Annotated in this window: 21 protein-coding genes and 1 tRNA gene; 4 read left to right on the plus strand and 18 right to left on the minus strand. The window is 57.8% G+C overall.

Annotated elements, in window-relative coordinates:
* Positions 1-85: 85 nt before the first annotated feature.
* From AC1MEA_RS06465 to AC1MEA_RS06505, 9 genes are all read right to left on the minus strand, one after another.
* Positions 86-1,105, minus strand: coding sequence for an ABC transporter substrate-binding protein (locus tag AC1MEA_RS06465; protein WP_480917147.1), 1,020 nt, complete (start codon positions 1,103-1,105; stop codon positions 86-88).
* Between the two features lie 75 nt (positions 1,106-1,180).
* A complete protein-coding gene (locus AC1MEA_RS06470) occupies positions 1,181-2,035 on the minus strand; it encodes an ABC transporter permease (protein ID WP_219063733.1) in 855 nt (284 codons plus the stop codon).
* Between the two features lie 42 nt (positions 2,036-2,077).
* Positions 2,078-2,959, minus strand: coding sequence for an ABC transporter ATP-binding protein (locus AC1MEA_RS06475; RefSeq protein ID WP_480917148.1), 882 nt, complete (start codon positions 2,957-2,959; stop codon positions 2,078-2,080).
* Positions 2,960-2,975: 16 nt separating this feature from the next.
* Positions 2,976-3,872: a TauD/TfdA dioxygenase family protein gene (locus AC1MEA_RS06480; protein WP_480917149.1), complete on the minus strand. Its 897-nt coding sequence runs from the start codon at positions 3,870-3,872 to the stop codon at positions 2,976-2,978.
* Positions 3,873-4,085: 213 nt separating this feature from the next.
* Positions 4,086-4,868: a MetQ/NlpA family ABC transporter substrate-binding protein gene (locus AC1MEA_RS06485; RefSeq protein WP_480917150.1), complete on the minus strand. Its 783-nt coding sequence runs from the start codon at positions 4,866-4,868 to the stop codon at positions 4,086-4,088.
* Between the two features lie 206 nt (positions 4,869-5,074).
* Entirely contained in the window at positions 5,075-6,025 is a 951-nt protein-coding gene (locus tag AC1MEA_RS06490) for a sigma 54-interacting transcriptional regulator (protein WP_219063729.1), read from the minus strand.
* 126 nt (positions 6,026-6,151) lie between these two features.
* Complete coding sequence (locus AC1MEA_RS06495; RefSeq protein WP_480917151.1) at positions 6,152-6,733, minus strand: alpha/beta hydrolase; 582 nt, start codon at positions 6,731-6,733, stop codon at positions 6,152-6,154.
* A gap of 269 nt (positions 6,734-7,002) precedes the next feature.
* Positions 7,003-7,665 carry a response regulator gene (locus AC1MEA_RS06500; RefSeq protein WP_219063726.1) on the minus strand — a complete coding sequence of 221 codons (663 nt, stop codon included), beginning with the start codon at positions 7,663-7,665 and terminating at the stop codon, positions 7,003-7,005.
* Between the two features lie 37 nt (positions 7,666-7,702).
* Entirely contained in the window at positions 7,703-8,386 is a 684-nt protein-coding gene (locus AC1MEA_RS06505) for a Crp/Fnr family transcriptional regulator (RefSeq protein WP_480917152.1), read from the minus strand.
* A gap of 90 nt (positions 8,387-8,476) precedes the next feature.
* Here AC1MEA_RS06505 and AC1MEA_RS06510 point away from each other — a divergent pair, with 90 nt between their 5' ends.
* On the plus strand, positions 8,477-9,001 hold the full coding sequence (locus AC1MEA_RS06510) for an Mpo1 family 2-hydroxy fatty acid dioxygenase (protein WP_480917153.1): 525 nt from the start codon (positions 8,477-8,479) through the stop codon (positions 8,999-9,001).
* An 89-nt stretch (positions 9,002-9,090) separates the two neighbouring features.
* On the opposite strand, the gene AC1MEA_RS06515 is transcribed toward AC1MEA_RS06510, so the two are convergent.
* The 6 genes from AC1MEA_RS06515 to dibA all read right to left on the minus strand — a co-directional run bounded on the left by AC1MEA_RS06515 (position 9,091) and on the right by dibA (position 15,280).
* Positions 9,091-10,080, minus strand: coding sequence for a sulfate/molybdate ABC transporter ATP-binding protein (locus tag AC1MEA_RS06515; RefSeq protein ID WP_480917154.1), 990 nt, complete (start codon positions 10,078-10,080; stop codon positions 9,091-9,093).
* 3 nt (positions 10,081-10,083) lie between these two features.
* Entirely contained in the window at positions 10,084-10,956 is an 873-nt protein-coding gene (gene cysW / locus AC1MEA_RS06520) for a sulfate ABC transporter permease subunit CysW (protein ID WP_322177261.1), read from the minus strand.
* A 10-nt stretch (positions 10,957-10,966) separates the two neighbouring features.
* Positions 10,967-11,788, minus strand: a complete 822-nt coding sequence (cysT, locus tag AC1MEA_RS06525) for a sulfate ABC transporter permease subunit CysT (RefSeq protein ID WP_449635280.1) — start codon at positions 11,786-11,788, stop codon at positions 10,967-10,969.
* 91 nt (positions 11,789-11,879) lie between these two features.
* Complete coding sequence (locus AC1MEA_RS06530) at positions 11,880-12,887, minus strand: sulfate ABC transporter substrate-binding protein (protein WP_219063720.1); 1,008 nt, start codon at positions 12,885-12,887, stop codon at positions 11,880-11,882.
* 95 nt (positions 12,888-12,982) lie between these two features.
* Complete coding sequence (gene oscA / locus AC1MEA_RS06535) at positions 12,983-13,165, minus strand: sulfur starvation response protein OscA (protein WP_322218840.1); 183 nt, start codon at positions 13,163-13,165, stop codon at positions 12,983-12,985.
* A 195-nt stretch (positions 13,166-13,360) separates the two neighbouring features.
* Complete coding sequence (gene dibA / locus AC1MEA_RS06540) at positions 13,361-15,280, minus strand: phosphodiesterase DibA (RefSeq protein WP_480917155.1); 1,920 nt, start codon at positions 15,278-15,280, stop codon at positions 13,361-13,363.
* A gap of 155 nt (positions 15,281-15,435) precedes the next feature.
* On the opposite strand from dibA, the gene desA reads away from it, so the two are divergent.
* Together desA and AC1MEA_RS06550 are read left to right on the plus strand one after the other, a co-directional pair.
* Positions 15,436-16,620: a delta-9 fatty acid desaturase DesA gene (gene desA / locus AC1MEA_RS06545; protein ID WP_480917156.1), complete on the plus strand. Its 1,185-nt coding sequence runs from the start codon at positions 15,436-15,438 to the stop codon at positions 16,618-16,620.
* A 139-nt stretch (positions 16,621-16,759) separates the two neighbouring features.
* Entirely contained in the window at positions 16,760-17,749 is a 990-nt protein-coding gene (locus AC1MEA_RS06550; RefSeq protein ID WP_449635283.1) for a GGDEF domain-containing protein, read from the plus strand.
* A gap of 70 nt (positions 17,750-17,819) precedes the next feature.
* Here the strand turns inward: AC1MEA_RS06550 and AC1MEA_RS06555 are convergent, their stop codons facing one another.
* From AC1MEA_RS06555 to gabD, 3 genes are all read right to left on the minus strand, one after another.
* Positions 17,820-19,031, minus strand: a complete 1,212-nt coding sequence (locus tag AC1MEA_RS06555; protein ID WP_480917157.1) for an HDOD domain-containing protein — start codon at positions 19,029-19,031, stop codon at positions 17,820-17,822.
* A gap of 131 nt (positions 19,032-19,162) precedes the next feature.
* Entirely contained in the window at positions 19,163-20,443 is a 1,281-nt protein-coding gene (gene gabT, locus AC1MEA_RS06560) for a 4-aminobutyrate--2-oxoglutarate transaminase (RefSeq protein WP_219063714.1), read from the minus strand.
* A gap of 140 nt (positions 20,444-20,583) precedes the next feature.
* The gene (gene gabD / locus AC1MEA_RS06565; protein WP_480917158.1) at positions 20,584-22,026 is read right to left on the minus strand and encodes an NADP-dependent succinate-semialdehyde dehydrogenase; all 1,443 of its coding nucleotides are present in this window, start codon (positions 22,024-22,026) and stop codon (positions 20,584-20,586) included.
* A gap of 351 nt (positions 22,027-22,377) precedes the next feature.
* On the opposite strand from gabD, the gene AC1MEA_RS06570 reads away from it, so the two are divergent.
* A tRNA-Arg gene (locus tag AC1MEA_RS06570) sits at positions 22,378-22,454 on the plus strand.
* The last annotated feature ends 132 nt before the right edge of the window (positions 22,455-22,586 follow it).

Genomic DNA, 22,586 nt, shown 5'->3' on the forward strand with positions numbered 1-22,586 from the left:
CGAAGTGGCAGAAAGTAGTGGAAAACAAAAAAACTGTCTGTAGTACCGATCCTAAAAGGTCGCAGCCACAATCTACGAGTTGAAATCAGCTCCCCGGCGTGCCATGTGCCTCTTCGAAGAAGAAGTCTTTCCAGCTGTCAGCCTTGTTTTTCAGCACGCCCAGTTCGTGCAATTTGCTGGCGTAGATGAAGGTGCGCTGAGGGGTGATGGTGAAATCGATTTCCGGGTCGGCGACGATTTTTTCGACGAAGGCCAATGGCAATTTCGATTGTTCTACACGGAGGTAGGTTTGGGCGGCGGCAGGCTTGTCGGCCTTGATGATGTGCTCGGCTTCAGCCAGGGCGTCATAGAACGCCTTGTAGGTCTTGGGGTTTTCGTCGTGAAATTTTTCGGTGGTGTAGAGCACGTTGAACGTGGCCTGACCGCCGAGCACGTCATAGGAGCTGAGCACCTTATGCACCTTCGGGTTTTCCAGCTCCTGATACTGGAACGGCGGGCTGGAGAAGTGTGAGCTGATTTCAGAACCACCGGCGATTAACGCCGAGGTGGCGTCCGGGTGTGGCAGGCTGACGGAGATCGTATCGAAGCGTTTGAAGTCGGCATCGCCAAACTGTTTGGCCGTTTCGATCTGCAACGTGCGTGACTGGAAGCCGACACCTGCGGCGGGCACGGCGATACGGTCCTTGTCAGTGAAGTCTTTCAACGACTTCACGTTCGGATTGTTGCTCAGCAGGTAGTTGGGCATCGAACCCAGCGAAGCGATGGCCTTGACGTTCTGCTTGCCCTTGGTCCGGTCCCATAGGGTCAGCATCGGAGGAACCCCGGCCGAGACCACATCCAGCGCACCGGCCAGCAATGCTTCGTTCATGGCCGTAGACCCCGAGATGCTGTTCCAGTCGACCTTGATGTCCAGCCCCTGTTGTTTGCCGTGTTTCTCGATCAACTGCTGATCGCGCACCACGTCGAGAATCAGGTAACCGATACCGAATTGTTGGGCGATGCTGATGCTGCCTTCTGCTTGCGCGCCGCTGCTCAGGAGTGCCCCGAATAAACCGAATGCCGTCGCAAGTGCTGTAAGCGCCGGACGCTTGAAAGAAGTGGCCATGAAATCCTCACACTGTAGATAAGAAGGTAATAAGAGAGGCGACATGTCCGGTGGTCCGGTCCATACGGCGTGTTGTCAGCGCTGCATGCCCCAGCGTTTTACGGTCAGGCGTTCGATGTTGTTGAACAGCAGGTTTTCCACCAGCAAGCCGATCAAAATCACCGCTGCCAATCCGGCGAATACTTTGTCGGTGTACAGCTCGTTGCGATTCTGAAAGATGTACCAGCCCAATCCGCCTTTGCCCGACGACGCACCAAACACCAGCTCTGCGGCGATCAACGTGCGCCAGGCGAAGGCCCAGCCAATTTTCAGCCCGGCCAGAATCGATGGCAGCGCGGCAGGGATCAAAATGAACCAGACGAAGCGCAGCCCCTTGAGACCGTAATTGCGCCCGGCCATGCGTTGGGTTTCCGAGACGCCGAGAAAGCCCGCATAGGTGTTGAGCGCCAGCGCCCACAGCACCGAATGCACCAGCACGAAAATCAGGCTGTTCTCACCCAGGCCGAACCACAGCAGCGACAACGGCAGCAAGGCAATCGCAGGCAGCGGGTTGAGCATCGCGGTCAGCGTGCTGAGCAGGTCGCGGCCCAATTGCGTTGATACCGCCAGCGTCGTCAAGCCGAACGCGAGGACGATCCCGATCAGGTAGCCCTTGACCAGCACGGTCAAGGAAATCCAGACCTTGCTCAGCAATTCACCGGTGATGATGCCGTCGTAGAAAGCAGCGGCGGTCTGCAAAAAACTCGGCAGCAGCAGGTCATTGTTTTGCACACGCGCAGCCAGTTCCCAGATCACCGCCAGGGCGATCAGGATCACGCTTTTGCGCACCCAGCTCAGTTGCCAGATGCGTTGCGTCAGCGGGATATCACGCGCCAGTGCCGCCTGGGTAAAAGGCGCCAGGGTGATTTCGTATTCCTCTCGGATACTCATGCTCGAATTCTCTTTGTGGATCATGTTTAGGAACTCGGCGTTTCAGTACGCTATGCGCACATCCTGGAAGCTCAGTTCGCGGTCTGTCGGTTCGGTCCCGGCCTCATCGAACAGCAGGCGATGAATACGTTGTGCGGCGGTCTGAAAACCGACACCGCCGAGGCTATTCAGGTCGTATTGATGGCTGTTGATTTCAGCCCGAACGCGGCCCGGATGGGGCGACAGCAGCAAAATCCGGTTACCGACCACCAGTGCTTCTTCGATGGAGTGGGTGACGAACAACAAGGTGAAGCGCACCTCGTCCCACAGCGCCAGGAGCTCTTCCTGCATCTTGCGGCGGGTCAGTGCATCGAGGGCGGCAAAGGGTTCGTCCATCAACAGGATTTTTGGCTGCATGGCCAAGGCGCGAGCAATCGCCACCCGCGCTTTCATACCGCCAGACAAGGTGTGCGGATACGCATCGGCAAACGCGCTCAGGCCGACTTTGTCCAGGTAGTAACGCGCACGCTCTTCGGCCTCGCGACGCTTGAGGGTGCGAGACGCCACCAGCGGGAAAATCACGTTCTGGATCACGGTTTTCCAGGGCGGCAATTGATCGAACTCCTGGAACACCACTATCCGGTCCGGGCCAGGTTCTTTGATTTGCACGCCCGCCAGACGGATCTGCCCTTCGCTGGGCTGAATGAAGCCGGCCACCGCTTTGAGCAAGGTGGATTTGCCGCAACCCGAGGGCCCCAGCAGCACGAAGCGATCCGCCGGGTCGATTTCAAAACTCACTTGATGGGTCGCCCGCACCACCCGCTCGGGGGTGCGGTACTCCAGGCTCACGCCCTGTACTTGCAACAAGGGCTCAGCGGTCAGCTGATTGACCTGTTGCGCGATCGAGCTATCGCTGGCCGTGTGGCCCTGCAAAACAGCATTCATGAAACAGCTCCCCTGATCAGAACGACGCATCGCCTTGAATGGTGGTGCGAAACAGCTTGCGGCGCAGCTCAGTCGGGCAGCCGGTGGCCAGATGGATCATTGAACGGTTGTCCCAAAACACCAAGTCATGCGGCTGCCATTGATGACGATAGACATGCTCTGGGCGCACGCTGTGGGCGTAGAGCTCATCCAGCAGCTGGCGACTTTCGTCTTCCGGCAGGCCAACGATGCGCGTGGTGAATCCTTCGCTGACGAACAACGCCTTGCGCCCGGTTTCTGGATGGGTGCGCACAATCGGGTGAGTCACTTCAGCCACTTGTGCAAGCTGCTCGGACGTCAGCGTCGGGCGCCAGTTCGCAGCATTTTTGCCTTCGCTGTAGCGCGAGGTGTAGGAATGCACCGCCGAGAGGCCTTCGACCGCCTCACGCAGGGCGTGCGGCAACGTATCCCAGGCAAGGTGCAGGTTGGCGAACAACGTGTCACCGCCTTCGTCAGGCAGCTCCTGGGCGTGCAGAATCGAACCGAGGCTCGGCAGTTCCTTGTAGGACAGGTCCGAGTGCCAATACTTGCCGGCATCACCCAGGCCAATCGGCTGACCGTCCTCGACGATGTTCGAAACGATAAGAATTTCCGGGTGATTTTTTAGCAGGAACTGCTTGAGCACATGGATTTGCAGGACGCCGAAACGCCGACTGAAATCAATCTGCTGCTGCGGGGTGATGTGTTGATCGCGAAACACCACGACGTGGTAGTCCAGGTGCGCCTGATGGACACGGGCGAAGTCCGCATCGCTGAGAGGCCGGGACAGATCCAGTCCGGTGATTTCCGCACCCACTTTTTCGGCGAAGGGGCGGATGTCGAATGCTTGATCGGCTAGGTATGCAGATGAGGACGCTTGGGAGGCTGCTGGCATGAGAACTCCGACTCCAGGTGTGCTGGGTAACAAGAGTCAGAACTTTATAGGTATAAGAAACTTAATTTAAATACCGTTAAGGAATATTGATATCACTGAACACGCTAGCGATCCGGCTGCGCAGGTCATGGAGATAACCTCCTGCTCCAAACGCAAAAACGCCGACGCTAATGAAAGCCGCCGGCGTAAAAAACGTTAACGCTTGAATTCAGATCAGAACGCCGGCAGTACCGCGCCGTCGTACTTCTTGGCAATGAATGCTTTGACTTCAGGGCTGGTCAGCGCCTTGGCCAGTTTCTGGATTGCATCGTTGTGGGCGTTGTCTGGACGCGCCACCAGGAAGTTCACGTAAGGCGAATCAGCGCCTTCGAGAATCAGTGCATCCTTCTTCGGGTTGAGCTTGGCTTCCAACGCATAGTTGGTGTTGATCATGTCCAGATCAACCTGGTTGTAAGCGCGCGCCAACATGGCCGACTCCAGCTCCTTGAACTTCAGGTTCTTGGGGTTGGTCTTGACGTCCTTTACCGTTGCCAGTGCGTCAGTCGGGTCGTTCAGGGTGATCAGACCGGCTTTCTCCAACAGCAGCAGTGCACGGCCAGCGTTGCTGCCTTCGTTTGGAATGGCAACAGTTGCGCCGTCCGGCAGGTCAGCCAGGGATTTGTACTTGGACGAGTAGCCGCCGAACGGTTCGACGTGAACGCCGACGACGGTGACCAGATCAGCCTTCTTGCCTTTGTTGAAGCCATCCAGGTACGGCTTGGTCTGGAAGTAGTTGGCATCGAGTTTCTTCTGGAAAACCTGCAGGTTCGGCTGCACGTAGTCGTTGAAGACTTTGATTTCCAGGTCCACACCTTCTTTTGCCAGCTCAGGCTTGATCAGCTCAAGAATCTCGGCGTGCGGAACAGGCGTAGCGCCGACGACCAGTTTTTCACCCGCGTGGGCCAGGCCAATCGAAAGCGCAGCAGCGAGGGCGGTCAACAACAACGTCTTTTTCATGCGGTGTCCTTAGCGAAAATCGCGGTCGTCACAAACGACGGCTTATCAGTGAGTTGCCGCTGCTCATCGGTTGAACCTGATGACTCAGCGGCGTGAAACGGACATTACCGATATTTCTTATTCCATGACAATATTTTTTATGCGACTGCTTATGCTTTTTTGTGCTGATTAGAGCCAAGCACCATTCTCTGCGCGAAACACAGCGTCTAACGTGGGGCTTGCGACACGCGTTGGCTCAGGCGCTCGAGCAATCGTTGCAATTCCGACAGTTGACCGGGACGCGCGAAAGCGAGCAATTGCTCCACCTGTTGCTCGATCTGCGTCAGAGGGTTGGTACTGTCGGGCAGGTTGAGGTGTTCGGGGAGAATTTCATCGCCACTGCTGACCAACAGCGCGAAGTGAATAACGTTCTCCAGCTCGCGGGTGTTGCCCGGCCAACTGTGCCGCTCCAATACCTGCTGCGCGGCTTCACTGATCAGTGGCACCGGCAAACTCAAACGCTGGCTGTAAATGCCGAGAAAATATTCGGCCAATGACAGGATGTCACCCACTCGTTCGCGTAACGCGGGCAGGTCCAGTCGACCTTCGCTGAGGTAGTGATACAGCCGCTCGTTAAATTTACCGACGGCCACCGCCTGCGCCAGATCGATGCTGGTGGCGGCGACCAGGCGCACGTCCACCGGGCTGGGTTGCTGGGCCCCAACGCGGGTCACTTCATGGTTCTCCAGCGCAGCCAACAGTTTGATCTGTATCGGCAGCGGCAAATCGCCGATTTCATCCAGGTACAAGGTCCCGCCATTGGCCGAGCCAAACCATCCCGCACGGCTGCTGGCGGAGCTGCTGTGAGCGCCGGCGGCATAGCCGAACAGCTCGGCATCAGCGTACGTCGGGCTGATCGCCCCGCAGTTCACTGACACGAACAAGCCCCCACGGTCGCTGGCGCGGTGGATGTGCCGGGCCAGCAGCTCCTTGCCGCTGCCGGTTTCGCCCCGGATCAGCACCGGTAACGAGCGCGGCGCCAGTTGCTCCAGCTCTTCGCGCAACTGACGCGAGCGTGGGTCGACGAACACCAGCGCCTTGGCGCGAATGCTCAGCGGGCTTTTTTCCGCATCGGGGAAGGTCAATAACGGCTGACCAAAGGTTTCGTGAAGGCTCATGGCAAACTCCCGCCTGAGCCCTTGCGACGACTCACGCGTTAAAAATAGACAATAGGGCCCAAGGGCCCGGCGTAAAAATTATTGAGGTCGATGAGTGAAGCGCGACATCTGCCGCGCCGATTGAATTCAAGCGCGACGCAGAGCGTGGTGTTCCATTCGGTTTTGCAGGCGGTACAGATAGGCGAAGCCCTGCTCCCAGCGCTGATGGCCGGACTTCACATTGATGTGCCCAGCCCCCCTGAGAATGCCGGCTTCGGCGCCCCAGTTATGGGCCAGTTCCAGTGCTCGCTGAGTACTGACCGCCGTGTCGTTATCCGAGCTGACCACTTGGGTCGGGAACGGCAGCAGGTGCCCTGGAATCGGTGCGAAATTACGTAACGCAGGCGAGCAGTTCGGCCGCTCAACGTCAGCCGGCGCCACCAGCAAGGCACCACGCACCTGACGCAGCGACTGCAAAGGTGCGAGTTCGGCCCAATGCGCAACGGTGATGCACCCCAGGCTATGAGCGATCAGGATCACCGGCGTGCTGTCAGCGGCAATCGAGCGCTGCAATTCACCGACCCAATCCTCGCGCCGTGGCTTGAGCCAGTCGGCCTGCTCCACGCGCGCGCTGTTGGGCAAACTGTTCTGCCAATGCGTTTGCCAATGGTCGTCAGGCGACCCCTGCCAGCCTGGCACGATCAGATAGCGGATCGACTCGTTACGCATGGGGTGCGCCTCCTGCCTGTTTGCGTTCATGGGCAAAGTATAAGGACGCGACATATATTCGTTAAGGAATAAGAAGCTATTTGTTAAGACCCTAAAAGAATATAAGGATCATAGATTCGGCAGGCAAAAAAAAGGACCGCCCCCTGCCTAAGGAGCGGCCCATAAATAAACTTACAATTCGAGCTTATCCACACGCTGTGACAGAAACGTTACCGGGCAGTCATGACTGCCGCCTATCGTGCATGCTGGAGTCAGCCAACAGGGCTCAATCAGTCTTCCAGCACCGCCAACTGATAGCCCACAACACCTTCGGTATGGATCAGTTTAGGCAGGTAGCGCTCATCGATTTTCGAGCGCAGGCGATGGATGGCGATTTCGACCTTGTCGATGTCATTGTTGAACACCTGCGAAGCGATCAGCGTGCGTGAAATGACATCGCCCTGACGGCTGACCAGCAACTGCAGGAGTTCGAACTCCTGGTCGCTCAACGAGATCCGTTGCCCACCACGGCTAACGCGCTGGAGTGGCACGTCGATTTCCAGGTCGGCGATAGAGTAGCTGTCGGCAGTGCCGGTTGGCCCGCGTCGCAGCAAGGTCCGCACCCGGACCAACAGTTCTTCAAGGGTAAAGGGCTTGAGCAGGTAATCATCGGCACCCAGTTCCAGCCCGCGCAGCCGGTCTTCCATGGTATCGCGGGCGGTCAGGAACAACACGGGCGTGTTGCCGCGCTGACGGACCAGTTGCAGCAGTTGCCAGCCATTCAGGCCCGGCAACATGGCATCGAGGATGATCAGGTCGTAGGCCTTCTCTTCAACGAAATGGCGGCCGGACAGGCCGTTTTCCGCGACGTCGACCCTAAACCCCGACTCGCCAAGCCCCTTGGCCAAGTGATTGGCGGTACTGAGATCGTTTTCCACTAACAGCAAACGCATGGTGCACCTCATTTATCGTGCGTCTAGGCTAGGCTGATTACGAGGCCGCCGCACGCAGTTTATCCAGGTCGAGAATCCTGATTTCGCCATAACTGATGTCCAGGATGCCTTGAGCCTGAAAATCGTTGAGGATTTTGTTGATGGTCTGGCGAGACATCGACAGCATTTGCGCCAACTGCTCCTGGGGCAGCTCGATCACCTCTCGCGAGCGATTGATCTCGCCATACCCTTCGGCGATCAACAGTAAGCGACAGGCCACGCGGGCGGCAGCGGGCAACAGGCTTTGCTGCTCGAGGTGAACGAACGTCAGGCGCAGCTTCTGACTCATCAACAACGCGAAATGGCGCCAATACTGAGGCTCTTTTTCCAGCAGCGTCACCAGCGCCGACTGCGGGACCTGCAACAGAATACTGTGGGCTTCGGAAAATGCGTCATGGGTGCGCGGCAGGCCGTCGAACAACGACACCTCGCCAAACCAGTAAGGCAGCTCGATCCGCGACAGCAACGTCTGCTTGCCTTGCTCGCTGACCGAGCCAATACGAATCGCGCCTTCGAGCACCGCATACAGCCCGCACGGCGGATCGCCGCGCCGGAACAAGGGCTTGCCTGGCGTCAGGCGTCGCGTTTTCGCGGCATCGAGCAAGCTGTCCTGTAAACCAGCCGGCAGATTGCTGAACCAGTACCCGGTCAGGAGTCGGGTCCGCCATACAGCTCCGCTCATATGAACTCCTTAATTGCAGACTTTGTCGGGTAACAGACAAAGCCCTTTCAAATCCCGAGGCATGATCATCGTTCCACAGGAGGAATAACAATGAAAAACCTCGTTGATCATCTCAGTCAATACGCCGCCTACCATCGCGACACACGCAACATCGTCAGCCACTTTATCGGCATTCCGCTGATTGTCATTGCGGTGGCCGTGCTCCTTTCGCGCCCCGGCGCCGTGATAGGCGGCGTATGGCTTTCGCCCGCAACCCTGCTGGCGCTGGCGTCTACAGGGTTCTACTTACGCCTGGATATGCGGTTCGGTGTGGTGATGGGCGCCCTGCTCGGCCTATCCCTTTGGCCAGGGCACATGCTCGCCGTGCAGTCGACGCTGGTCTGGCTGAGCAGCGGCGTCGGTTTGTTTGTCGTGGGTTGGGCGATTCAATTTGTCGGCCATTTTTACGAAGGGCGTAAACCGGCGTTTGTTGACGATGTGTCGGGGCTGATCGTCGGGCCGCTGTTCGTGGTGGCCGAAGGGACGTTTTTGCTGGGGCTGCGGCAGCCACTCAAGCACGCCATAGAAGAGCGTGTCGGGCCTACCGGTGTTCGCGGGAAGAAAGCGCTGGTTTGATTGACGTCATTCGCGGATGAATTGGCTCCGCACAGCCTGCACAGGTGAAAGGTTTGACGCGGCGTGCCTGACACGCCGCGTCAAACAAATCAGATACCCGCCTGTTTCTGCCAGACCTTCGGCTTGAAGAACAAGGTGTCACCGCGCGTCAGACCGATCAGGCTGTCGTGGTCTTTCACCACTTCGGCTTCGATCAGTTCGCTTTGACCTTCGACCTTCAAGGTCACGCGAGTGGTGGCGCCCAACGGCCGGATATCACGCACTTCGGCCGCGTGGTGGTCTTCCAGCTCATGCCGCGACAACGACACCTCATGCGGGCGGAACAGCACATGGTTATCGTCGTCCAGGTGCAGGCGGTTGGAGTCACCCAGGAAGTGGTAGACGAAATCGCTGGCCGGGTTTTCATACACCTCGCCCGGTGAGCCGATCTGTTCGATCACGCCCTTGTTCATCACCACGATGCGGTCTGCCACTTCCATGGCTTCTTCCTGGTCGTGGGTCACGAAAACAGAGGTCAGGTTGATGTCTTCGTGCAGGCGGGCCAACCAGCGGCGCAGCTCTTTACGGACCTTGGCATCCAGCGCGCCGAACGGCTCATCGAGCAGAAGCACTTTAGGCTCGACCGCCAACGCACGGGCCAGCGCGATACGCTGGCGCTGACCGCCGGACAGTTGCTCCGGGTAACGGTCCGACAACCAATCGAGCTGCACCATGTTCAGCAGCTCATGAACCTTGGCCGCAATCTGACTTTCGGTCGGACGTTGGTTTTTCGGTTTCATGCGCAGACCGAACGCGACGTTGTCGAACACCGTCATGTGGCGAAACAGTGCGTAGTGCTGGAACACGAACCCGACATTGCGATCCCGCACATCGTGCCCGGAGACGTCTTCTCCGTGGAAAACGATGCTGCCCTGATCAGGGGTTTCCAGGCCGGCAATAATGCGCAACAAGGTGGTTTTGCCACAGCCTGACGGACCCAGCAGGGCCACCAGCTCACCGCTTTGAATGTCCAGATTGATTGAGTTCAGAGCCTGGAAGGCGTTGAAACGCTTGCTGACGTTACGGACTTCGATCGACATGAATTATTCCTCCGCCGCACTTTGGCGCAGACGGGTAATGCGCGACTCGCTCCACTGCTTGAGCAGCAGGATGAACAGCGCCAGGATCAGCAACAGGCTCGCCACGGCAAACGCTGCGACGTGGTTGTATTCGTTATAAAGGATCTCGACGTGCAGCGGCAGGGTGTTGGTGACGCCGCGAATGTGCCCGGAAACCACCGAGACCGCGCCAAACTCACCCATCGCCCGCGCGGTACACAGCACCACGCCGTAGATCAAACCCCACTTGATGTTCGGGACCGTGACGTGCCAGAACATCTGCCAGCCGTTGGCACCCAACAACCGCGCCGCCTCTTCTTCCTGCGTGCCTTGCTCCTGCATCAACGGGATCAGCTCGCGGGCAACAAACGGCACGGTCACAAAAATCGTCGCCAGCACGATACCCGGCAAGGCAAACACGATCTGGATGTCGTGATCCTGTAGCCACGGCCCGAACAAGCCTTGAGCGCCAAACATCAGGACGTAGACCAGACCGGCGATCACCGGTGACACCGAAAACGGCAAGTCGATCAGGGTTACCAGCATACTTTTGCCACGGAACGAGTACTTGCTCACGCACCAGGCGGCGCTGACGCCGAACACGACGTTGAGCGGCACCGAAATCAGCACGGCGATCACGGTGAGTTTGAGCGCCGACAATGCGTCCGGCTCGAAGATCGCGGTGAAGAACGCCCCCAGTCCGTTTTTCAGGCCTTGAGAGACCACAATGAACAACGGCAGCCCTAGAAACAGGATGAAAACCAGCCAGCCGAGGCCGATCAGAATCCGTCGAGACACTGCGCTGCCACGACGGGCAGCGTTGGCGGAGGCGGCAGCAGAAACAGTTGAGTAAGACATGCGCGCCTCCTTAGGATGGGGTTTCGATGCGGCGCTGCAACAAGTTGATCAGCAGCAGCAAGACGAAAGAAACCATCAGCATCATCACGCCAATGGCAGTGGCGCCGGTGTAATCGTATTGATCGAGCTTGACCATGATCAGCAGCGGCAGAATCTCGGTTTTCATCGGCATGTTGCCGGCAATGAAAATCACCGATCCGTACTCGCCGACGCCACGGGCAAACGCCAGGGCGAACCCGGTCAGCCATGCGGGGAGCAGGGCCGGCACCAGAATATAGCGGAACACCTGCAACGGCCTCGCGCCCAGGCAGGCAGCGGCCTCTTCGACTTCACGCGGGATATCGGCCAACACCGGTTGCACCGTGCGCACCACGAACGGCAGCGTGACAAAGGTCAGTGCCAGGGTGATGCCAAGCGGGGTGTAGGCAATCTTGAAGCCCAGGTCCGCAGCGAACTGCCCTACCAGACCTGTCGGCGTATACAGTGCCGTCAGGGCGATACCGGCGACAGCGGTCGGCAGCGCGAACGGCAGGTCGATCATCGCATCGATGATCTTGCGCCCGGGGAAGGTGTAACGCACCAGCACCCAGGCCAGCAGTGTGCCGATCACACCATTGATGATGGCGGCATAAAATGCGGTGCCAAAGCTCAGTTTCAAGGCAGCGATCACACGCGGGGCAGTGACGATGGCCCAGAATTGATCCCACGTCAGCTGGGCAGCATGGATGAACATGGCAGCCAGCGGGATCAGCACAATCAAGCTGAGGTACACCAAGGTGTAGCCCAGCGTCAGCCCGAAGCCGGGTATGACGGGGGAAATACGACGCGACATAAAAGTCCTTGGTTAACGCACGAAGCCCGGAAATAAATCCGGGCTAAAGGCCAAACTAGGCGACACGCTTTTCAACGTAGCGCTGCACAGGCTATTGCGCCTGGTAAATCTGGTCGAACACGCCGCCATCATTGAAGAATTTCGGTTGCGCAGTTTTCCAGCCACCGAAGTCTTTGTCGATAGTCACCAGGTCCAGTTTCGGGAATTGCCTGGCATATTTGGCCGCCACTTCTGCGTTACGTGGGCGGTAGAAGTTTTTCGCGGCAATTTCCTGACCGGCCGGGCTGTACAGATGCTCCAGGTAAGCCGTGGCAATTTCACGGGTGCCTTTCTTGTCGACGTTCTTGTCGACAATCGATACCGGTGGCTCGGCCAGGATAGACAGCGAAGGTACGATAATGTCGAACTTGTCGGCACCGCCGTCTTCTTTCAGTGCCAGGAAGGCTTCGTTTTCCCACGCCAGCAACACGTCACCCTGACCATTGTTGACGAAGGTAATGGTCGAACCGCGAGCGCCGGTGTCGAGAATCGGCACATGCTTGAACAAGGCCTGCACGTATTCCCGTGCCTTGGCTTCGCTACCACCCGCCTTCAGGCCATAAGCCCACGCGGCAAGGAAGTTCCAGCGCGCGCCGCCAGAGGTTTTCGGGTTCGGGGTGATGACCGACACGTCATTCTTGATCAAGTCGCCCCAGTCTTTGATGCCTTTAGGGTTGCCCTTGCGTACCAGGAACACGATGGTTGAGGTGTATGGCGTGCTGGCATCCGGCAGGCGGGTTTGCCAGTTCTCGGGCAATGTCTTGCCGATTTTCGCGATTTCGTCGATGTCGCCAGCCAGGGCCAACGTCACCACATCAGCGCGCAGACCGTCGATCACCGCACGCCCCTGCTTGCCCGAGCCGCCATGGGATTGCTGAATTTTCACGGTGTCATCAGCGTGGGTTTTCTTCCAGAAACTGATGAACTCCGCGTTGTAATCCTGGTACAGCTCGCGCGTCGGGTCGTAGGACACGTTAAGCAGCTCAATGTCCTTGGCGACGGCGGAACCTGCAAAAACAGCGCTGGCAAGCGCAGCCAAGGCAAAACGACGAATAGACATGGTGAAGCTCCTGGACAATTCTTTGATTGTTGGCTTTTGCTTGGCGGGTCGAGCTCATCTCCCTGTGGGAGCTGGCGAACGCCTGGGTCCGCAGATCAACTGGTCTTGTTGCTCGGGGTCTGCAAGCGGAATTTTTCTTTGCGTTCGATCTGAACCACTTGCGCGTTATGCACAGTGATTTCCACTGCACCGAAGCGCAGGTCGCGCAACGCACTCTGAATTTCGCGCAGGATGCTTGCTTCGTCCTGGCCGTCAACACTGCGTAGAGATGCGCTCATGGTTCTGCTCCTTGATAAGAAGTGCCTGCAGTAGCGATTCGCGGGCAACTGCTTGTGGCGTGGAGGCAATCTTAGAGAGGCGCGGTTATTCTTAAAAATACTATTTAAGAATGCAGATATAACCAAAAAGAATTTAGAGGCATTTCCCGGCAAGGAAACGCATTGCGCGTTTCCAGCAACGTGACATTCGGGAGCTCAGGACAACGTCACCACATGGTGTAAATCCAGCTTTTCAGCCGGCTGTGGACGACCAAACCAGTAGCCTTGGCCCTGTTCGCAATGGTTCTCCAGCAGGAAACTCGCCTGCTCGGGACGCTCGATGCCTTCGGCCAGCACCTGCATGCCCAACGTTCGCGCAAGCGCGATGATCACTCGAACGATAGCGACATCATCCTCGTCATGGGGCAAACCGGCGATAAAGCCCTGATCGATTTTCAGCTTTTGCACCGGCATGCGTTTGAGCCGCAGCAACGACGAATAGCCCGTGCCAAAGTCATCAATGGCCAGTCGCAGGCCCAATTCACGCAGGCGATGCAGTTGCTCGATGGCCATGTCCGGGTCTTCCATCACCGCACTTTCAGTGACCTCCAGCTCCAGAAAACGCGAATCAAGCCCCGTGTCGCGAAGAACCTCCGCGACGTGCTGATACAAATCGCTGCGACCAAACATCCGACTGGAAACATTCACCGCGACAAATTCAAGGGTGATCCCGGCCTTTTGCCAATCACTCATCTGCTGGCAGGCGTGCTTGAGCACCCAAATGTCGATATCGGCGATCAAACCACTTTGTTCGGCAATCGGGATAAAGTCGCCCGGGGACACCAGGCCGCGTTCAGGATGCTGCCAGCGCACCAGTGCTTCGACCCCGGACATACGGCCGCTTGGGAGGTCATGTATCGGCTGATAAAACACCCGCAACTCCTCGTGCTCGATGGCGCGACGAAGCTCACTGGCCAATTCGACCCGCTGCTGCGCATGCGCGGTCAGCTCTTCGGTATACAAGGCATAGCCTTCGCGGCCTTCGTTTTTAGCCTTGAACAGCGCCGAATCGGCGTTGCGCAGCAGTTGCTCGGCATTCAGGGCGTCACTGGGGAACAGGCTGATGCCCACACTCGCGCTGATAAACAGCTGATGGCCCTCGAACACGAACGGCTTTTTCAAACCCTCAATAACTCTCTGAGCCAGTTCTGCGGCCTGAGCCACCTGCTGGCAGTTTTCTGCCAACACGGCGAACTCATCCCCCCCGAGCCGGGCCAGAGTGATGCCGTTGCCGAACAATGTATTCAGGCGCTCAGCCACAATTTTGAGGACCTGATCGCCGACGTTATGCCCAAGACTGTCGTTGATGTTCTTGAAGTGATCCAGATCGATCAGCAATAACGCACAGCCACGCTTGTTGGCCTGGGCATGCTCCAGAGCTTGCTCGGTACGGTCGGTAAACAACAGACGATTAGGCAAACTGGTCAGCGGATCGAAGTGCGCCAGGTGCACCAGCTCGCGCTGCGAACGCTTGATGGCGGAGATGTCTGAAAACACCGCCACGTAATGGCTGATTTCGCTGTTCTCGTCCTTGATGACACGGATGCTTTGCCATTGCGGAAAAATCTCGCCGTTTTTACGACGGTTCCAGATCTCGCCGCTCCATTGACCGCTGGCGTTCAACGCCTGAAACATGGTCTGGTAGAAATCAGGCCCGTGGCGGCCAGACTTGAATTTTTTCGGGTTAAGCCCGAGCACTTCGTTTTCCTGGTAACCGGTAATTTCCATGAAGGCCCGGTTCACATGCACGATCGACCCTTGCTTGTCAGTGACCACGACGCCTTCGCGCGTGCAATCGAACACCGCCTCCGCTTGGCTCAAGCGCTCCTGGTCCTGCTTTTTCAGCCCTGCGCGCGCAGCCGCCGCCATACAGCCGAGGAGCCGGGTACGGGCGAAAAAAATCAGCACGGCGCTGAAAATCAGCCATGCATAGGCATTCACCAACTGCCATTGGTCGAAACTAGCCTGATCCTGGATCAGATGCCGGAGCGAGGCATTGCTGATCTCAAGCCACAAAGCCGACACCAGCGCGTAGAGCAGGGCCGTCCGCAGCGCATTGCGAGAAGAAACTGACATAAAATTAAAAAAAACCTTACGGAATGCGCGGATTATAGGGTAGAAACATCCGGCGACTCATATCTAAAAGTGCGACTGGTTTTATCAGCTGAGTCAGTGATAATGCCTGCTGCTGCTTTTATATTCATCGAGCATTTTTGAGGGCAACACATTTTATGTGGAACAACGGTCTTCTTGATCTATCAGTTTGGCAACTGGTGGTAGCCATCCTGTTGATGACCCATGTGACCATTGTCGGCGTCACGGTCTATCTACATCGCTACTCTGCCCACCGTTCACTGGAACTCAACGCCGGGCTCAAACATTTTTTCCGCTTCTGGCTGTGGCTGACCACTGCCCAGAACACACGTGAGTGGACCGCCATTCACCGCAAGCATCACGCCAAATGCGAAACCGTCGATGATCCGCACAGCCCGGTGATCAAAGGACTGTCTACTGTACTGCGCAAAGGCGCAGAATTGTATCGCGCTGAAGCGGAAAATCCGGACACACTTCGCATCTACGGCAAAAATTGTCCAAACGACTGGATCGAACGCCACCTGTACACTCGTTTCCCGATCCTGGGGATCTCGATAATGGCGGTGATCGACCTAGCGTTGTTCGGTGTGATCGGTATCACCGTCTGGGCGATACAGATGATGTGGATTCCCTTCTGGGCCGCCGGCGTCGTCAATGGTCTTGGTCATGCCGTGGGCTACCGTAATTTCGAGTGCCGTGACGCAGCGACCAATCTGGTGCCATGGGGCATCCTGATCGGCGGCGAAGAGCTGCATAACAACCATCACACCTACCCGAACTCGGCCAAGCTGTCGGTCAAGAAGTGGGAATTTGACATGGGCTGGGCCTGGATCAAGGTCTTCAGCTTCTTCCGTCTGGCCAAGGTTCAGCGTGTCGCGCCTATCGCCCACCGGGTTGAAGGCAAGGGTCATGTGGACATGGATACCGCCATGGCGATCCTCAACAATCGCTTTCAGATCATGGCCCAGTACCGCAAATTGGTGATCGCGCCGCTGGTCAAACAAGAGCTGGCCAAGGCCGATGCGTCGGTACGTCATCAGTTCCATCGCGCCAAGCGCCTGCTCTCTCGAGAAACCAGCCTGCTTGAAGATAAACACCACCTGCACATCCAGACCATGCTCGAACACAGCCAGGCACTGAGAGTGATCTACGAGAAGCGCTTGGCACTGCAGCATATCTGGCTAAAAACCAGCACCAACGGTCACGACATGCTCGCCGCGATCAAAGAGTGGGTTCATGAAGCCGAAGCCAGTGGCATCCAGTCACTGCGTGATTTCGCCAGCCAACTGAAAACCTACTCGCTGCGGCCTGTCGCCGTCTGACACCGTTGATCGGCGCGCCCCGCCCGGGAGCGCGCCTGCTGGAACTTCATCTCCTACTTTCTATCTGAATGAATAGCTCACTATTTCGGTGGGCTCACTTGTGGCTGTGCGCCGCACATCTTCTAGAGATGCAGTGCTCATGGACAGACAGACGCCCCTTAACCAGCCTGCCCCCACCGACCTGCCGCCTTCCGCGGAAACCCTCCTGGCGCTGATGCACGCCCAAGCAGAAGTCGCACGCCTGAGCGAGCGCGAACAGCTTTTCAGTTCGCTGCTGGTCAGCGTCAACGCGGTGTTATGGGCGTTCGACTGGGAAACCCAGCAAATGATTTACGTCAGCCCGGCCTATGAGCAGATTTTCGGACGCTCGGCCGGCCTGTTGCTCGCCGACTACAACGAGTGGCGCGACAGCATTTACCCCGACGACCTGGACTATGCCGAACGCAGCCTGACCCAGGTGCTGGACAAGGGTGCCATCGAAGACCGCGAATACCGGATCATCCGTTCAGACGGGCAGGTCCGCTGGCTGAGCGACAAATGCTTTATCAGTCGCCAGGAACGCGGACAGCGCCTGATTGTGGTGGGTATCGCCGAAGACATTACTGAAAAGAAGCAGCTTGAAGGCGAACTTCAACGTCTCGCTACCACTGACGTGCTGACCCAGAGCAGTAACCGTCGGCATTTTTTCGAATGCGCTCAGCATGAATTCGAACAGGCTCGTTTACAGGGAACGCCTTTGGCGTTTTTGCTCCTGGACATCGATGACTTCAAGCTGGTCAACGATACATACGGCCATCAGGAAGGCGATCAGGTGTTGCAACGCATCGCCGAGAGTGGACGTTCGGCGCTGCGTCGAGGCGATGTGTTCGGACGTATCGGCGGGGAAGAGTTTGCCGCCGTGCTCCCCGGGTGCTCACCGGACATGGCCAAGCAAATCGCCGAACGGCTGCAACGGGAAATCCAGCGCTTGAGCTTCCAGTGCAACAACCAGGCATTCGGCATCACCGTCAGTCAGGGCCTGACCAACCTGCGCGACGATGACCCTGGCCTGGAGGTTCTCTACGCTCGGGCCGATGCCGCGATGTACCAAGCCAAACGTCAGGGCAAGAATCAGATTGTTTTGGTCTGACGGTTCTCTGCGCCAGATGCAGCCTTTTCGCCAATTCATTGGCGAAAAGGGCCTGTCGGCCAACAAAGACTTACGCTTTGCGCAACCGCCCCAGCTCCGATGCCCCGACCTTCAGTAGACGGGCCGATTTGCTGTTGGCCAAGGCCTCAACGCCCTCTTCCGGGCCGAGCAGCGCCAGTTGCGCCGCCACGTTCATCGCCAGGGCTTCGCGCGAGTACACGCCGCCACCGAAGTGATAGACCGCCGCAATCAACTCACGCAGCTCCAGCGGCAAGCGCCAACGCGTGCGCAGTGCCGAGCCGAACCCCGCACCGAATTGCGCCAACGACTCGCTGACCGCCGTCTCATCCAGCTCACCGCCGGCCAGCATCCAGTCCTGCAAGCAACGCAACACCGTCAAATCCCCCAGACTGTGCAGCAACCCGGCACAGAAACAACGCTCCTGGTCCAGGTCAAGCAACCGCGCGAGCGAGCGTGCATATTCAGCCGTGCTGCGCGATTGCTCCCAAAAAAGCTGAGCGTGGGCGATCAGCCCTTCGTCCGTCAGCCTGGCGTTGCGCTTCATGGCGAGGCCAAGGAGCAGATTGACGCTCTGCGTCGGGCCCAGCGCCTGCAGCGCCTGCGGCAAGGTCTGCACGCCTTTGCCCAGGTGCTGCGCCGCGCTGTTGGCGGCAGCGATCAATACTGCCGTGATATGCGGGTCAGCACGCAGTTCTTGCTCCAGCAGCTTCAAATCCGCGCCGGTCGCACCCTGACTGCTCCTCAGCGCCTTATGCACATCCACCTGCAAGGGCGCGCCATCCGCGGTTTCCCGGCGACTTTCGAGGAACTGCGACAGGCTCAAACCAGGTGCCAATGCCGGAATCGCAACAGCGACAGGCTCACTCGCTTGAAGCAATAAATCCTCCAGGCGTTGACGCAGACCGTCCATATTCAAGGGCTTGGTCAAGTAAGCCGTGGGGGCCAGCGGCAATGCCTCGCGCACACTGGCGCTGTCATTGCGGCTACTCAGCAGGATAAAAGGCAACGCTGGCTGACGACACTGTTGACGCACCCCGCGCAGCAGGCTCAAGCCATCGGAGCCCGGCAGCTCCCAACCGGCAATCACCAGATCGGGTTGCTGATGACTCAACCAGTCTTGCGCCTCCAGCCCTTCGGAGCACACCTTCAGGTCAGCATCACCGCGCACACTCATGACTAATTCGGTCAGCATGTCGCGCACCCAAGGGTCAGCCTCGGCGATCAAAACACGGGGTGCAGTGGGCAGTTCAACAACGGTCATTCCAAGCTCTCCGACAGCGATACCCGCACTTTATCCAAACAAACCGTAGGGATATAGCCGCGAAGCGCAAATGCTTGTCCTAAAACAAGAAAAACCCGCCGAAGCGGGTTTTTTTGTTTACTGACTCACATTTATGCGAGTTCGGCGAAGCACTCTTCGATGATCGCCAGACCTTTGTCCAGCAGCTCGTCAGGAGCCGTCAGCGGGACCAGAACGCGCAGCACGTTGCCGTAAGTACCGCACGACAGCAGGATCAGACCCTTGTCGCGCGCCTTGGCTACAACCTGAGCCACAGCAGCGGCGTTAGGCTTGTGCGGGTCGCCGCCTTCGAACAGCTCGACAGCGATCATTGCGCCCAAGGCACGAACGTCACCGATCACCGGGTACTTGGCTTGAATAGCACGCAGGCCCGTTACCAGACGCTCGCCAACCGCTTTGCAACGGTCCAGCAGGTGCTCTTCTTCAAACACTTCCAACACGGCCAGTGCCGCAGCACAAGCAACCGGGCTACCGGCATAAGTGCCACCCAGGCCGCCTGGAGCGATGGCGTCCATGTACTCGGCTTTGCCGCACACGCCAGCCAACGGGAAACCGCCAGCAATAGACTTGGCAAACGTGGTCAGGTCGGCAGAAACGCCCATCTGTTCCATCGCGAAGAATGTACCGGTACGGCCAGCGCCCGTTTGTACTTCGTCCGCGATCAGCAGAATGCCGTGCTTGTCGCACAGGGCACGCAAACGAACCATGAACTCTTTCGGCGCGACGTAGAAACCACCTTCGCCCTGAACGGGTTCGATGATGATTGCAGCGATGTCACGTGGCTCGGCGTCATTTTTGAAGATGCGCTCGATGCTGGCGATGGAGTCGTCAACCGTCACGTCATGCAGTGCGCACGGGTACAGCGCGCGGAAGATGCCGCCTGGCATCAGGCCCATGCCGGCCGAGTAAGGCACGACTTTACCGGTCAGACCCAGGGTCATCATGGTACGGCCGTGGTAAGCGCCAGTGAACGCGATGATGCCGGCACGGCCAGTGGCGGCGCGGGCAATTTTCACAGCGTTTTCTACCGCTTCGGAACCGGTGGTGACCAGCAGGGTTTTCTTCTCGAAATCACCTGGCACCTTGGCGTTGATCTTTTCGCACAGCTCAACGTACGGTTCGTAGGCCAATACCTGGAAGCAGGTGTGGGTCAGCTTGGTCAGTTGTTCTTGCACGGCCGCGATAATTTTCGGGTGCAGGTGACCGGTGTTCAGTACCGCGATACCACCCGCGAAGTCGATGAACTCACGACCTTCAACGTCGGTAACAGTAGCGTTCTTGGCGGAAGCCGCGAAGATCGGGTGGATCTGGCCCACGCCGCGCGGAACAGCGGCATTGCGGCGTTGCATCAAGGATTCGTTGGTCTGGCTCATAATGTCCTCATTCACCGCTCATCGGGCGGCGTCGTTCAAGGATTAAGCAGTCGGGTGGCAGTTGCAGCAGCATACGATGATCGACTGCTGCAACGTTCCAACTACAGGTGAAATTACGTGTCGCTACTGTGCTGACAGAATTAGATGCCCAGGCACAGGTACTTGATTTCCAGATAATCTTCGATGCCGTACTTCGAGCCTTCACGGCCCAGACCCGACGCCTTGATGCCGCCAAACGGCGCGACTTCGTTGGAGATCAGGCCAGTGTTAACGCCAACCATGCCGTATTCCAGCGCCTCGGAAACACGGAACACGCGGCTAAGGTCACGGGCGTAGAAGTACGACGCCAGACCGAATTCGGTGTCGTTGGCCATCGCGATCACTTCGTCTTCATCTTTGAAGCGGAACAGCGGAGCCAGCGGGCCGAAGGTTTCTTCCTTGGACACAGCCGCATCTTTAGACACGTTGACCAGAATGGTCGGCTCGAAGAAGTTGCCTTCCAGGCTGTTGCCGCCAGCCAGTACGGTCGCGCCTTTGCTGATGGCGTCAGCGATGTGTTCCTTGACCTTGGCCACGGCTTTTCCGTCGATCAACGGGCCAGTGGTGGTGCCGACTTCCAGACCGTTACCGATCTTGAGCTTGGACACCGCGACTTTCAGCTTCTCGGCGAACGCGTCATAGACGGCGTCCTGCACGTACAAGCGGTTGGCGCAAACGCAGGTCTGACCGTTGTTACGGTACTTGGAGATGATTGCACCTTCGACCGCCTTATCCAGATCGGCGTCGTCGAACACGATGAACGGCGCGTTGCCGCCCAACTCCAGGGACACTTTCTTGATGTCCTTGGCGCATTCGGCCATCAGTTGGCGACCGACTTCAGTCGAGCCCGTGAAGGACAATTTACGCACGATCGGGTTGCTGGTCAGCTCGCCGCCGATGTCGCCAGCACTGCCGGTGACAACACTGAACACACCATTCGGGATGCCAGCGCGGTGCGCCAGCTCAGCCAGCGCCAGCGCCGAGAACGGAGTCTGCGAAGCCGGCTTCAGCACCATGGTGCAGCCAGCAGCCAACGCCGGGCCCGCTTTACGGGTAATCATCGCTGCCGGGAAGTTCCACGGCGTAATCGCCGCCGTCACGCCGATTGGCTGTTTGATCACAATCAGACGCTTGTCTGGCTGGTGACCCGGAATCACATCACCGTAGATGCGCTTGGCTTCTTCAGCGAACCACTCGAGAAACGACGCGGCGTAAACGATTTCGCCCTTGGCTTCAGCCAGCGGCTTACCCTGTTCCAGGGTCATCAGGCGAGCGAGGTCGTCCTGGTTTTCGATAATCAGTTCGAACCAACGACGCAGCTTGTTCCCACGGTCCTTGGCGGTCAACGCACGCCAGGCCGGCAGGGCCTTGTTAGCAGCTTCGATCGCGCGGCGGGTTTCAACAGCACCCATCTTCGGAACAGTCCCGAGAATCTCATTGGTAGCCGGGTTGTTCACCTTGATCGTCTGACCATTGTCCGAATCCAGCCAAACGCCATCGATAAAGGCTTGCTGACGGAACAATTGGGTGTCTTTAAGCTGCATGTCGGTCTCCTAAACAGCACCGCGCACGCGCGGAGCGAATTTTTTTGTTTGTTCAAAGGCGCCTATAAAGGCTGCCGTCAGGAAATCATTCACCGTACTCAAGCACAAATAGCGCACTGATCGTAGAACGTGCGGTTCAGCACCCAGCCAAAAGCGTTTGAAATCTCAAACGAATCCTAGGGTCTGCGGGGGTAAAGGACAATAGTCTGTTCGAAAAAAAGAACGAAAACGGAGTTTTGCCGATTAATTTCAGATCAACGTCACGTTCACACCCTGTTACGTGCGAAATCAACAACAGCACTCGCCAGCATGGACGCCCGCCAGCCAGATGAGTATCATGGCGCCCGCATTGCACCAGTAGCTCAGCTGGATAGAGTACTGCCCTCCGAAGGCAGTGGTCGTGGGTTCGAATCCCGCCTGGTGCACCAAATTGATGTTTCGGCCTGTCGTTGACAGCGCCGAAACACCCCGAGAAGCCCGCCCTGTGCGGGCTTTCTTGTTTTCGTCTTGCTACCGATTGACTGTAGGAGCTGCCGAAGGCTGCGATCAGTCGATATCGC

The sequence above is a fragment of the Pseudomonas sp. ASL8 genome, from assembly GCF_056680355.1.

Coding starts and splice junctions, on each gene's coding strand:
- AC1MEA_RS06465 (WP_480917147.1), bottom strand. CDS start 1,105: ATGGCCACTTCTTTCAAGCGTCCGGCGCTTACAGCACTTGCGACGGCA.
- AC1MEA_RS06470 (WP_219063733.1), bottom strand. CDS start 2,035: ATGAGTATCCGAGAGGAATACGAAATCACCCTGGCGCCTTTTACCCAG.
- AC1MEA_RS06475 (WP_480917148.1), bottom strand. CDS start 2,959: ATGAATGCTGTTTTGCAGGGCCACACGGCCAGCGATAGCTCGATCGCG.
- AC1MEA_RS06480 (WP_480917149.1), bottom strand. CDS start 3,872: ATGCCAGCAGCCTCCCAAGCGTCCTCATCTGCATACCTAGCCGATCAA.
- AC1MEA_RS06485 (WP_480917150.1), bottom strand. CDS start 4,868: ATGAAAAAGACGTTGTTGTTGACCGCCCTCGCTGCTGCGCTTTCGATT.
- AC1MEA_RS06490 (WP_219063729.1), bottom strand. CDS start 6,025: ATGAGCCTTCACGAAACCTTTGGTCAGCCGTTATTGACCTTCCCCGAT.
- AC1MEA_RS06495 (WP_480917151.1), bottom strand. CDS start 6,733: ATGCGTAACGAGTCGATCCGCTATCTGATCGTGCCAGGCTGGCAGGGG.
- AC1MEA_RS06500 (WP_219063726.1), bottom strand. CDS start 7,665: ATGCGTTTGCTGTTAGTGGAAAACGATCTCAGTACCGCCAATCACTTG.
- AC1MEA_RS06505 (WP_480917152.1), bottom strand. CDS start 8,386: ATGAGCGGAGCTGTATGGCGGACCCGACTCCTGACCGGGTACTGGTTC.
- AC1MEA_RS06510 (WP_480917153.1), top strand. CDS start 8,477: ATGAAAAACCTCGTTGATCATCTCAGTCAATACGCCGCCTACCATCGC.
- AC1MEA_RS06515 (WP_480917154.1), bottom strand. CDS start 10,080: ATGTCGATCGAAGTCCGTAACGTCAGCAAGCGTTTCAACGCCTTCCAG.
- cysW (WP_322177261.1), bottom strand. CDS start 10,956: ATGTCTTACTCAACTGTTTCTGCTGCCGCCTCCGCCAACGCTGCCCGT.
- cysT (WP_449635280.1), bottom strand. CDS start 11,788: ATGTCGCGTCGTATTTCCCCCGTCATACCCGGCTTCGGGCTGACGCTG.
- AC1MEA_RS06530 (WP_219063720.1), bottom strand. CDS start 12,887: ATGTCTATTCGTCGTTTTGCCTTGGCTGCGCTTGCCAGCGCTGTTTTT.
- oscA (WP_322218840.1), bottom strand. CDS start 13,165: ATGAGCGCATCTCTACGCAGTGTTGACGGCCAGGACGAAGCAAGCATC.
- dibA (WP_480917155.1), bottom strand. CDS start 15,280: ATGTCAGTTTCTTCTCGCAATGCGCTGCGGACGGCCCTGCTCTACGCG.
- desA (WP_480917156.1), top strand. CDS start 15,436: ATGTGGAACAACGGTCTTCTTGATCTATCAGTTTGGCAACTGGTGGTA.
- AC1MEA_RS06550 (WP_449635283.1), top strand. CDS start 16,760: ATGGACAGACAGACGCCCCTTAACCAGCCTGCCCCCACCGACCTGCCG.
- AC1MEA_RS06555 (WP_480917157.1), bottom strand. CDS start 19,031: ATGACCGTTGTTGAACTGCCCACTGCACCCCGTGTTTTGATCGCCGAG.
- gabT (WP_219063714.1), bottom strand. CDS start 20,443: ATGAGCCAGACCAACGAATCCTTGATGCAACGCCGCAATGCCGCTGTT.
- gabD (WP_480917158.1), bottom strand. CDS start 22,026: ATGCAGCTTAAAGACACCCAATTGTTCCGTCAGCAAGCCTTTATCGAT.